This window comes from Pseudomonas sp. EMN2, from assembly GCF_009650555.1.
In the GTDB taxonomy this organism is placed as follows: Bacteria; Pseudomonadota; Gammaproteobacteria; order Pseudomonadales; family Pseudomonadaceae; genus Aquipseudomonas; species Aquipseudomonas sichuanensis.
Window position 1 is genome coordinate 1 of record NZ_VZZR01000105.1, and the last position, 11,198, is coordinate 11,198.

Genomic DNA, 11,198 nt, shown 5'->3' on the forward strand with positions numbered 1-11,198 from the left:
CTGGTCAGGCCCGGAAGGGAGCAGCCATAGCGGGAACATCGAGTGCCGGGGTGTGGCTGGTGGGGCCGCCTCCATTTCCTAAGTCCTTAATTCTAAAGGACTTTCCTCGCTCAAAATCTCGAAGTGTGACAGCGTTTAGGTACACCTAAGTGGTGCGCCGCAAGCGGCATGTTAGCTCCTTCGAATTGAGTGGGCCAGTTCCTTTCTGCTCGTGGGTAATCGAACAGGCAAAGCCTTCGATCCTCCTCATCGCGCTTTATTTGCCGTCGCCGCCTTCCATATCCAACTCCATGATTTACCTCTCTGCTGACTTCGCGTTTGCGCGGCCGTCCACTGGTCGCTTGACCGATCATTTATTCGGAGCTACGATCTTCTCTAAATGGAGAACATGATTGCCAGGAAGGTAATGCAGGTGTACGGGGAAGAGATGAAGGTGACCAGATGAGACTTACACCCTTTGGTGAAGCTGCCAGATTGCTTCGGATGAGGTTTGACGTGTCTCTAAAAGCAATGGCAGAAGCTATGGCTATCAGTTCGGCGCATCTAAGCGGTATTGAGTACGGCGAGAAGCGGCTTTCTGATAAGCATATTGAAGCGGCGCTCGCCTTCTTTGCTGAACATGCAGATGCGAAACAGTTGCATCAGCTTAGGCTAGCCGCAGAACGATCTAAAGACGTCGTTAACACAGCTGATCTGGACTCTGATGCCAGAGGCCTGGTTGCAGCATTCGCCCGTAGGCTTCAAGAGGGTAGTGCTCCAACTGAAGAAATTCGCCAGTGGCTTCAGGCGCAGCCGAAGAAGGGAGATTAAGGATTGACAACGCTTTACTCGAACGGGGATGTGAGAACGCCGCAGGGGCTAAAAGTCAGGCCTCAAAGTTATGCGTCACTTGAGGAAATCGCTGAGGGCATCCGAGCAGCGCTCCCTCTTCGGTCGGGTGAGCGATACATGTTGGATTGCACCAAAATCTTGGAACACACCCTTCCGAACGCAGGGTTTAACTACAAGATTGTAGAGGTGGACCAGCTTGATGAATGTGCCGCCTTCACTATTCCTGAGAAGAATCTGGTGGTGCTGAGAGAAGACATCTACGACATGCTTCTTGCAGATAACGTCTTTGGGCGCAGTACAGTTGTTCATGAGATGGGGCATATCGTCTTGGAGCACGCAGTGACTCTTCATCGAGGGGCAGTGTTGGGACAGCACCGCTTCTTTGAAGATTCCGAGTGGCAGGCCAAGGCCATCACTGCGGCGATCATGATGCCAATTGCAGCTTGTGCTGACGCCGGTACTCCTGAGCGTTTGGCTGAAATGTGCGGTACTAGCATCACCAGTTCAAGGTTCCGGTTGGACAACCTTAGGAAGCATGGGAAGTTGACAGGGCAACGTAGCTTGTTCTGGTAGGTGCCGATTTGAAGGCATAAAAAAGCCCAGGAGTGCTACCAACACTTCTGAGCTTTCGGTGAGGTGAACGAGGGTCTACCAAACCGCCCGCAACCTGCAATATGTCTATGGGAAGACGTGGAGCAGTGTAGTCCTAGTGGCTGTGTGGGGCAAGCCAAAACCCTTCCATCCGTCGCAGGAGGGCCACACATGGCTCGTTCTAGCATCAAGGTTGTATTTGTGCACCGCTACTCCCGGTTCCGATTCGGGCGCTGGGAAAGCGTGTGCCAACACTGGCGGTCTCATCCGGGTCAACTCACCCTGTTCTAAATCGGCTTAGCAGTTGTTGCGACTGCGTAAGGGGCAGTGGTTGCGTTCTAGCGCTTTTTAGCTCGCGACCATTCGCCTGGATCAATCAAGTCGTAGTGAGCGCCGCGAGGTAGAGGTAGCAATGTTGGCTCATCTTGGCTTCGGTGGTGTCTCAATCAAATAAACAACGCGGAGAATAAGTCATGACTATCTACGCTATGCTTACAGTTGACCTGAATGGCCATGTTACCTCGCAAGCGAGAGAGGTATTTAATGAGGTGTTGCGTAAGCACCACTATGTCAAGCACAAACTAACTACCATATGGACTGTGCAGTTTGTTCCTGGCGCCAGTCCTGCAGCGGCCGAAAATGCTGTCCGTGAGCACGTCGCGCTAGCTGCAAGGACCGCTGGAATTTCGGACTATGAGGCCCTCCTGATGCAGGGGCAGCAGCCAGCAACAGAGTGGAAATCCAAGCGTGCATCTACGGTGCTTGAGTTGGGTGGTTTGCAAGGCTTGCTGGGTATGAAAACCTTGCTGGGATAATAAGGTTTTGTCCCTAGGGGCTAGTTAATAGCCCCTTTTTTGATCAGGCCGTTGTTTGTTGGCTTGTCGCCATAAGTTGTGGAGGGCGGATGGCAGAGTGCATATTGTGCGGCGTGTCTCTCTCAGGAGAGAATGACTCTGAAGAGCATATTGTGATTAACGCTATTGGAGGTAGATATAAAGTCGCTGGTGTACTCTGCGTAAGCTGCAATAAAGGCGCAGGGGAAAAGTGGGATAGTGCTTTGGCCAGTGACCTTCAGTCATTGGGTTTATTGGTTGGCGTGAAAAGGGATCGTGGTGCTTTACCTTCGCTTCCAGTCAAAAATCTCGAAGGTGAGCAGTTATTGCTTCATGCGGACGGTAGCATGAGTCCCGCAAAGGTAACGTTCAGCGAGAGGCAGGACGAGTCCGGGGGGGTTAAAATCGAGCTTGTTGCTCGCAGTGCTGAAGAGCTTCGTAAGATCCTCAAGGGTGTGAAGAGAAAGCACCCGAATTTCGACTTAGATTTGGCACTGTCGGAGGCTGAAGAGAAGTTCATCTACTCAAGCAGCCCAATTAATCTATCTCTGGATTTTGGTGGTCCTCTTTCAGGGCGTTCGCTCGTAAAGTCGGCACTTTGCTTTGCGGTAGTGAATGGGATCTCGTCTCGGGACTGCGATAGCGCCAAAAAGTATTTGCTTGACCATAATGAAGAGGCTTGCTTTGGTTATTGGTACGATCAAGATATTGTACTGAATAGGCCAGAAGGGGTGCCGATACATTGTGTGGCGGTCAGTAATTTGGACGCGGACGGCCAATTGCTAGCGTACGTTGAGTTCTTTGGTGTCAGGCGGATGGTGGTTTGTCTTTCGGAGAACTATGTTGGTCCGCCTGTTCATGCTATGCATTGTATAGATCCTCGAACCTCAGAGAAAATGGTTCTTGAGTTTGATCTAGGCTTGAGTGCGAATGACGTTAAGGCTGCTTATGAATATCGAAAGATACCGGATGGTTCCATTGAGTTGGCCTTCAGTTCGATATTGCGTGAGGCCTTGAGACGATCTTCGGTTAGAGAGCGAGAGCGTGCGGTTGATAGAGCTGTCCAATATGCATTCAAGAATCACGGTGCGAAGGATGGGGAAGTGTTGACTGATGAGGGTCTCAGTAGGCTCTCAGATCTTTTAGTCCAGGGTCTAATGCCTTATCTGGAGCATGCTTTGGTCAAACCTAAAACGCCGTGAGCGTGAGAAGGGCAGCTCTCATGTGGTTGCTGTTACTTCTGGCTTGGTGTTGTCTCTTTCATGCATGGCAATAGATGGCGTCGATAACACGATCGGACCAGTCTTGCTTTGCTACGGGAAATTAAGGCTAGTAGTACAATTCCGCTCCATATCTATTCGACATCGCTCATCAAGTTTTCCGTATAGTTAGAAAATGGAAAGGCCGTTCAGAGGCAGTTCTGTCGCGGCTTGTGGCCGTTTTCAGCTCTGCTCTGAGCGTAATCGGGCGATCCCTTGGCTAATACTCTGTGCGTTCGTATCGAGCGTCTGTAGGGCTGTCATCACGTTCTCGTGGATCTGCGTTGAGCCACGCTGGCTGACCCACAGAGATATCTCTTCCAGAGCAGCTCGGATGGCTGTCTGATTCATCATCAGCAGTTCGAGCGTGTCTGCGGCTACTGCGGCCTTGTCGTCCATGTGGTGCTGCCTCGAATGCGTGTGAGCGTGTAGCGTTGATTGGCTGCTGCTTGCGTGTGGCTTCTCACCCGTGTCGGGAATGATAGTCCCGATGGTTGGTGGGTGCGTCAGAGCAGGGCGGGTCTTAACGCTCGCAGTCTTGCCACTTCCTCGATCATCGCTGTGTCCTCTGGGATCAAGGTGGCGGTGCAAGCAATCTGAATATCAAGCCAGAACAACACCACAGCGTTTACTAGGTCGCGCAACAAGGCGACGGTGATCAGCATGCCATCCACAGGCATCAATCCTGCCTCCACCGCCCCGAGTTGCTCACACTCAGCTAATGTTCTCGACCAAAGCTCGGGGTACTTTCTTCTGAGCTTCTTCGCTGACGCTCCCTCGCCATGGCGACAAACATTTCCCAGTAGTTGCAGCTTGTCGAGCCGGCTGTAGGACTGGAAGTCTTCGAATGATAAACCGCGTATTTCGCAGAATAGCCGTTTAAGCGAGCGGTCCTTCTTGTGGCTGTCCCAGATGGCGTCTCGGATGTCGTCCGCATCGGCGGTCGCGTGCTTCACCTGTGCCCAGCACTTGCAGAGATAGTCGCGCAGTTGCTGTTCCCACAGCGATTGGATGCCAAGACAGAGTGCCATGCTCGTCTTGGCGATCAGGTGTTGATGGTCGTGGTGACGGAAGGCAGCAAGAGACTGGTCTTCTTGAGCAGCGATTTCGGCATCCTTCTGCTCTAGGGCTGCTAGCGACGGCTCAACCACCAGCGACAGGAAGTCGTGGGCCACTTCGCCGTAACTGTTGGCATAGGCGTCGGCTACGGTGGGTGTCCACTCAAGGTTTTCGATCATCAGAAGTCCATTACTGTCGGTAGGTGCCACCACCATATTGGCAGATAACTGCAACCTTCTAAACCGAACATCAGCCGCCGCCGAATATCATCGGTGGATCGGGAAGGGAATATCGTAGGGGCGGTCCAGAGCGAGCCAGATGTGGATCGGTGCTTAATGCGTCTGCCTCTCGCAGGTGCCTCTGGCGGCTATGAAAACACAATATCTGGGTTGGGGTAGCCCGTTAGATAGCGTCGCTGTAGTGGCTTCCTGTGAGCTTACAGGCGCTGTCAGTCTTTAGTGGCGAAGGATAAGCCGAGGCGGGCCATCAAGCGGGATACCGTCATGGGTTGAAATGCACTACCCCGTGCCGTCGTCACACCCTTTGAGTTAAGGCATTGAGCGATAGCGGCAAGTGAAGTGCAGCCATCGTACAGACAGGCCTTGATATGGTGAGCGATAGCGTCAGCCCTGGTGTCTGCATTCACCTTCTTTGCTGTCACGGCGGCACCATTACCGACTGCCCACGCCTTCGCGCGTCCTGCATCACGGCGGGCTATCTTCTCTTGGGCAGCGATATCACCATTGGCGGCAAGGTTCTTCAGCTCAGCTAATCCAGCCTTCGTGCGGGCACGGATCTTCAGTAACTCTTCCTCGGCCAGTAGCGACTTGATGTTTCGCAGCAGACCACTGCTGTGAACGTCCTCTGCCTCGATGAAGGTGTATTTCTTCTGCAAGGTTACGAAGTGGGCGTGATCCCGAGTGAGGCGGTCGATCCGATGCACGACAACTGGGCAGTTCAGGCCTTTCGCCATTGCGAGTGCGAGGCGACACTGTGGGCGGTCTTGAGGGTCAATAGCACCTGATACACCCTCATCAGTGAACTGAGCGACAATCTCCCATCCGTGCGTCTCTGTCGCGATCTTGATGGCGGCGAACTGACCGCCTACCGACAAGCACTGATCGTCTGTACTCATCCTTGCGTAAGCCACTACCTGCATCGCTTCCTCGACTCATCATCCGGTGTGTGCCGATTTTAACATATTGCTGATGACCGTCTACGATATGTTATGGTTAGGATCGAGTGCTTGGCTACAGGCTTGTGAGGCTGACAGAGGTAAAGGGATACTAATTGTCTCTCTGGCATATAGGTCTATGAAAATTCAATCGTATGGCTATCTTCGAGCGCTTAAGGATAGGTCTGCACCAAGTGGTGTCGTGCTATCAGAGCTGTCTACTTCTTTGATAGTCACCGTCAGTTCTTGGCTAATGAGGCTGGGCAGGCTGAATCGTCGGTAGGTGAGAGCGAGCGGCATTCATCTGCAAGAAAGTTTGCATCGCGCGTCACGCTGGAGCTGGTGTAGAGTCGCAAACTGATTAGTTCGTTCAGGCGAGTATGCAATGCTCATTCATGCGTTCGATCCAGTTGATTTCATGACCTGCCACAATCTAGCGATCAAGCCTTTAATCATGTCTCCAGGCTGCCTTGCATCGATTGATCTGGGCATTCAAGCCATCCACACACGGGTTGAGGATCTCAGTCTTGATGCTATTCGGGAGGCTCAATTTGGTTCTGTAGTCAGCCCTCGTGCGGGAACGTTCATGCTCGGCTTCATGCTCAGCAGAAGAATGACAATCACGGATGGGTACGGCTCCCAGCGAGGATGGGGAGACGAAGAGCGCCTGATTAGAATTTACGAAACGGAGCTTCAGATGGAAGAAACGCGGCGACGTGTTGCTCCAGGCGCACCATCTAGGCTCGGATGTCTCTGGGTGGCCGAAGAAGGATCTGCGGGGCGGGCAATGCTGCAAGAGATGTTCGCGTCCCTCCGGCACATTGTCTCAGTTGAAATCGTTCATCAAATTAATTTGTTCCAAGCTGACGCAAGCCTATATGACCGACTCTTTGAAACAGGCGACCTGGGTGCAGCGGAGCTCTACTGGCAGGGGCACGAACTTCATGCACACTGGGAGATCCTGCTGGATGGGGCTATCCGCGTTACCAGAGATGATGAGCTCCAGATATTGTTACAGGACTGCCGAGACGTAGGGCACTGCCTGCCGTCACCCTGCTGAGAAGAATGCGATATTCACTTTCCGGCAAGTAGTGGGTTAGCGTTCTCATCATTAGCTGGCTGAAGCCTGCGGTCACTCATCCCCACAAGAGTTCCAAGTGCTGGATCGATAGCCGGGCCTGAATCCAACAGCCTCCCGGCTACCTGTAATACGCGGACTGAGCGTTCAGGATGACCCGTTTCAGCTAGCTAGGAGGGCTTTCCAGATAGTGAGTTGATTCCTCTAGGGCTGGTTGAGGGCTCTGGCAGGACATACCTCCATCCCGCTTCATAAGTGGGTCCCTTCGCTGTGGTCGCCTCAGATGCTCACGTGTCCTGCTGGCTGAGAGGATCGACCCCAGTCGATAGTCTCTTTCCCGTGTGATGAACCGGTTGAGACTCATCCACGTTGAATGCCTTTTATATGGGTAAATGCTCAAAAGGGGTGTCAGTTTAGTCCCTGGTAGGCTCAATCCCAGCATTTTCAAAGGCTACGGATAAATTTAGCCGGTCGCAGGTCAATTGCAGGGCCAGGTATCGATTAGATGCGGATTAGCTAAAGCGGTGGTCCAGCAGTGCTTATGACTTGCTCACTACGTTCGAACAGGGCAGAGATAGCGTTAATTAAGGGGGCGCATTGCCCGCCTCAATCCGGGACGGGTAAAACTTGGTGAAGTCGCCGATCCGCGAATGCTTCTTGAATCTTGCCTATTGCCACACGCAGTTCCCGCGCTCGGGTGCCGACTGTTGCTGAAGCGCTGCGAATGGGGCTGGGCTGGCTGCTGGTTCGGTGAGGCAGATTGACAGGATTTTCACTAGTGCCGGCTCAATGATCCTGCGTCTTGATTTCCATCAGCGGGTATGGCTATTTGGCATGACTACCCCTCCATGGACGAGCTGATGTCTACCAAGAGAAAAATTGCCTACGCTCACCACCTGCCCGGCTGGAAGTACGAGGGCGGTAATCGAGAGGCCTTGAAGGCAAGCCGAAGAGTGGCGCCGGATGAATATGAAGAAGAGATGGTAGGCAACCTCTTCTGCCCAGGATGTTACACAAACGTTGAGCGTACCCCGAAGGAGAAGGACATTTTCACCAATCGGCGTGATCCCTTCTACCGTCACCTACGACGCTGGCAGCATATAGCTTGTGTTTTGAGGGCAAAAAAACCCGAGGGGAAGCGCTATGACTCTTGGGAGGAAGCAAAGCGAGCAATTGATCACGAACACCTGACTATCATCACGGAGTTTCTTCAGGCAAGACCAGAGGTCGAGCTCACTCCAGGCGCCGACTATGATGAAACCCCGGTTGAGGATGTTGATGGGCCTTTGTCTGAGGTGCCGATTGGTCGCCACCATGGCGAATCCTTCCAGCTGCCGAGCAAGATAACCACTGTTGCGGGAATTTGCCGTAGTTTTGACGTCAATAAAAGCAAGTATTTCTTCCTCCCGGGAGCCCAACACGCAGTCCAACTGGCTTACCTGCTAACGAATGTGACTGAGCTGACGCCCGACATCCTGGATACTGAGCAGTCGCCCAAGCTGTACTACGGAAGAATTAAGAGGAGTTGGAACGCGGGGAATCACTCGACCAACACACGTATGACTCGGCTCGAATGCGATCCTGCAATCGTAGACTTCACTGTCAAGCTTCAGGATGGATTCTGCAGAGACAAGAGCATCAACGACGACTCGACCGGGCGAATCGTTATGTTCTACGGCGTCATCACCACAAATGGCAGTGGTTTGGCGGTAGACAAGCTTGCTTGGGGTGAAATAGCGCTTGTGCCCAAAAAGTACAACGAGTTGCTCATGCCAGGGTAACAATTGTCGCTATCTCTTGAAATCAGGTATGGGAAGGGGGAAGTGCCGAGCCCTGTCACTTTTCCCCTATATTCGAAACCTCATCTTACGATTGCTTCCACATCGACTATGAGGGCAGATGGCTGGCACTTCAGTGCAGCAGCCAGCTTAAAGATGACGGTGATCGTTGGTTGGTTTACGCCCCGTTCGATTAGGCTGACGTAGTTCCGCTGGATATCGGCTTCAAGTGCCAACTGCTCCTGGGTGAGACCAGCAAGCTTGCGTCGCTCACGTAAGACCCTACCGAATGCCAATCCTGCGTCCAAACCGTCACCCTCTGATTGAGGGTGGAACTGTCAGTCGCTCAGCTGCATACGTCTTCACAGTATACTGTGAATTTTCAATGGCTCGTGGCACCATCTGCCTGCTTCGGAAGGCGCCGTTACGGCGACACCCGAAGGTCCCCATAGACCGCCTCACCCAGAGGCGGGGTCAAAGGAGCAATGGATATGAAAGGAACGATACAAGGCTTACTGATTGCCGGCGCTGCTCTAGTAATTGCCGGGTGTGCCGCACTGCCGCAATACCAGATGGTCAAGAAGGGCGTTACACCCGAGGAGCGGACCCAGGACGATGCCCACTGCCAGATGCAGGCGAGCTACATCCAGACGGCAGACTGGGAGTTCCAGGGGACGTTCATGGAGGGCGCCAACATCCAGCAGAAGCGGCAGAAAACCTACGGCTACTGCATGAGCAGCAAAGGCTACAGCTCGGTCAGGGTTCAGTGAGCAGGCACAGGACGGTCGACAAATGAATAGATGGAAACAACACACACTGACTGCTTGTGCATTGGGATTGCTGGCTGGATGCGTTCAGCAAAGGTACGAGCCGATTGTGAACACTGAGGCTCACACGCCTGTTCAGGTCGAGCGGTGGACATTCCAGCCAGTGGAAATCAAGTACGTGGAAACGCAATCACCGGCTTGGAACTTCCAGCAGGTGCTTGAGCAAAACGCATGGAAGTGTGGCCAAGAAGCGAGCATGGGTTACATCCTCTACAGACAGCTTCGCGGGTATGGGTCGAGTAAGCGGCCAGATGACCGTGCCCAAGCTCTAGCGGACTGTCAGCAATACGCCTATCAGCGAGGTAATGAAGCCATCGCTCGTCTCAAGCAAGCCAAGGTGCCAACCCAGGCCATGAATCTGAGCAAAGACTTGTATGCCAAGTGGTCTGTCTACATGGCGGGGATGAGCATATCCGCTCCCAAAGGCAGCCTCGTTGCCAACCAGTACGAAGTCAGCAGGCGAGCGCTGTTGGCAGAGGATAAGTTCACCAAGTGAGTCTCAAGCATTAGGCGCAGCAAGACCTGAAGTACAGCAAAACAGAAAGTCGAGTAAGCAAGAGCGTTCAGCAAGCACAGCAAGCCTCGAAGCACCGCAAAAAAAGCAAGATACAAAGATTAATTTACTCTACAACTCTGTATTTCAGGAGCTTACCCATGACCCAACAACACGAACTTAGCAACGATAGCAACAGCGGCGAACCAGCAGCGGTCTTCTTTAGCCATCTTTTCATTGACAGGCTCACTGAAGCGAGCAATAAAGCTCCCTATAGTGTATCCGTTATGCTGCGTTTGGCTTCACATATCCAGAGCGATGGAACCGTGACAGTATCTCAAGCAAAAGTAGCCGCTCAGTGCAATATCACGCTCAAGAAGGTGGTGAAGGCCATTGCAAGCCTTACTGAAGTTGGGCTCATTAGCTCAGTTGAAATGGGTTCAGGACCAGACAGCATCATCACCTGCTGGGTGAGCACGGAGCTTATTCGCCTTGATGCACCTGATAGTCCATGCATTCAACTCCCTACGCCACGGCCCGCTGATTAAAGACCGAGACTGTCAATATAGTGCAGCGTGATGGCGTCGAGTCATCACGCTGCAATTGACTTAGTGGGAGCACCAGCCATTTGGATGACGGGTATGCTTGTTATCCTGCACTTACAGTGCTGGGGTTAAGATTAGCTTGGGTCTGAATCACAACGTGTCGTTGCAGGCGCATGAGAAGGGTTGACCAAGCAAGGGTATAGCCAAGGAGTTGGGGGAGGGGTGTGCCCCTCTTGCCTTCCCTACAAAATAAGGGTGAGCTTCTGTGCCTTAGGCACGAGTAAGTTATATTGTGACGTACCCGTCACCTAACCGCATCAGCTGATGCCTACCGGCAAGGAGTAGAGGGGTAGAGGGGCAGTGGAAGCCCCGAAGTACTACCTGCTTTCTTAGGGTGACGGCACGTCACGCTTTTTCACCTTGAGCCTTGATGTATCTCTAAAAACTTATGAGAGTAGTGGTGCACTGATAATCTGACTAGTGCGGTCATCTGCAACGTACCGTTGCCTTTGTCAGTGCACAGGTAGCCTAGAAAGGTAAGAGCAAGAGTGGGGCTTGTTGCCCCATTTTCTCTGCTTAATAGAGAGGTTGGTCGTGCCTCAGGCACAGTTGGTTAATCGTGGCGTTTACGCCACAATAGAATAGAAGTAGTGGTTATCTCAAAGCTGACGCTTTAGCGGCTCACTCACCATGCTAGGCATGGCGAGTTTCACTCTATGTATCTGTCGCT

At 52.7% G+C, this 11,198-nt stretch carries 13 protein-coding genes; 9 read left to right on the forward strand and 4 right to left on the reverse strand.

Going from position 1 to position 11,198, the window contains the following annotated elements; genetic code table 11:
• The first annotated feature begins 441 nt into the window (after nucleotides 1-441).
• From F6X61_RS24805 to F6X61_RS24820, 4 genes are all read left to right on the forward strand, one after another.
• Nucleotides 442-810, forward strand: coding sequence for a helix-turn-helix transcriptional regulator (locus F6X61_RS24805; RefSeq protein WP_153788972.1), 369 nt, complete (start codon nucleotides 442-444; stop codon nucleotides 808-810).
• A gap of 138 nt (nucleotides 811-948) precedes the next feature.
• Complete coding sequence (locus F6X61_RS24810) at nucleotides 949-1,404, forward strand: ImmA/IrrE family metallo-endopeptidase (RefSeq protein ID WP_218575552.1); 456 nt, start codon at nucleotides 949-951, stop codon at nucleotides 1,402-1,404.
• A 491-nt stretch (nucleotides 1,405-1,895) separates the two neighbouring features.
• Entirely contained in the window at nucleotides 1,896-2,237 is a 342-nt protein-coding gene (locus F6X61_RS24815; RefSeq protein WP_153788973.1) for a hypothetical protein, read from the forward strand.
• 89 nt (nucleotides 2,238-2,326) lie between these two features.
• The gene (locus F6X61_RS24820) at nucleotides 2,327-3,457 is read left to right on the forward strand and encodes an HNH endonuclease (RefSeq protein ID WP_153788974.1); all 1,131 of its coding nucleotides are present in this window, start codon (nucleotides 2,327-2,329) and stop codon (nucleotides 3,455-3,457) included.
• A gap of 240 nt (nucleotides 3,458-3,697) precedes the next feature.
• On the opposite strand, the gene F6X61_RS24825 is transcribed toward F6X61_RS24820, so the two are convergent.
• The 3 genes from F6X61_RS24825 to F6X61_RS24835 all read right to left on the reverse strand — a co-directional run bounded on the left by F6X61_RS24825 (nucleotide 3,698) and on the right by F6X61_RS24835 (nucleotide 5,732).
• Entirely contained in the window at nucleotides 3,698-3,913 is a 216-nt protein-coding gene (locus tag F6X61_RS24825) for a hypothetical protein (RefSeq protein WP_153788975.1), read from the reverse strand.
• A 107-nt stretch (nucleotides 3,914-4,020) separates the two neighbouring features.
• The gene (locus F6X61_RS24830; RefSeq protein WP_153788976.1) at nucleotides 4,021-4,752 is read right to left on the reverse strand and encodes a hypothetical protein; all 732 of its coding nucleotides are present in this window, start codon (nucleotides 4,750-4,752) and stop codon (nucleotides 4,021-4,023) included.
• Nucleotides 4,753-5,021: 269 nt separating this feature from the next.
• Nucleotides 5,022-5,732, reverse strand: coding sequence for a recombinase family protein (locus tag F6X61_RS24835; protein WP_153788977.1), 711 nt, complete (start codon nucleotides 5,730-5,732; stop codon nucleotides 5,022-5,024).
• A 400-nt stretch (nucleotides 5,733-6,132) separates the two neighbouring features.
• On the opposite strand from F6X61_RS24835, the gene F6X61_RS24840 reads away from it, so the two are divergent.
• Together F6X61_RS24840 and F6X61_RS24845 are read left to right on the forward strand one after the other, a co-directional pair.
• Complete coding sequence (locus tag F6X61_RS24840; protein WP_153788978.1) at nucleotides 6,133-6,807, forward strand: hypothetical protein; 675 nt, start codon at nucleotides 6,133-6,135, stop codon at nucleotides 6,805-6,807.
• 866 nt (nucleotides 6,808-7,673) lie between these two features.
• Entirely contained in the window at nucleotides 7,674-8,606 is a 933-nt protein-coding gene (locus tag F6X61_RS24845) for a hypothetical protein (protein ID WP_256671418.1), read from the forward strand.
• An 80-nt stretch (nucleotides 8,607-8,686) separates the two neighbouring features.
• On the opposite strand, the gene F6X61_RS24850 is transcribed toward F6X61_RS24845, so the two are convergent.
• Nucleotides 8,687-8,911, reverse strand: a complete 225-nt coding sequence (locus F6X61_RS24850) for a helix-turn-helix domain-containing protein (protein ID WP_153788979.1) — start codon at nucleotides 8,909-8,911, stop codon at nucleotides 8,687-8,689.
• A 183-nt stretch (nucleotides 8,912-9,094) separates the two neighbouring features.
• On the opposite strand from F6X61_RS24850, the gene F6X61_RS24855 reads away from it, so the two are divergent.
• The 3 genes from F6X61_RS24855 to F6X61_RS24865 all read left to right on the forward strand — a co-directional run bounded on the left by F6X61_RS24855 (nucleotide 9,095) and on the right by F6X61_RS24865 (nucleotide 10,471).
• The gene (locus F6X61_RS24855) at nucleotides 9,095-9,373 is read left to right on the forward strand and encodes a hypothetical protein (RefSeq protein WP_256671419.1); all 279 of its coding nucleotides are present in this window, start codon (nucleotides 9,095-9,097) and stop codon (nucleotides 9,371-9,373) included.
• A 22-nt stretch (nucleotides 9,374-9,395) separates the two neighbouring features.
• The gene (locus tag F6X61_RS24860) at nucleotides 9,396-9,926 is read left to right on the forward strand and encodes a hypothetical protein (protein WP_153788980.1); all 531 of its coding nucleotides are present in this window, start codon (nucleotides 9,396-9,398) and stop codon (nucleotides 9,924-9,926) included.
• Between the two features lie 158 nt (nucleotides 9,927-10,084).
• Entirely contained in the window at nucleotides 10,085-10,471 is a 387-nt protein-coding gene (locus F6X61_RS24865; RefSeq protein WP_153788981.1) for an Rrf2 family transcriptional regulator, read from the forward strand.
• Nucleotides 10,472-11,198 lie beyond the last annotated feature (727 nt).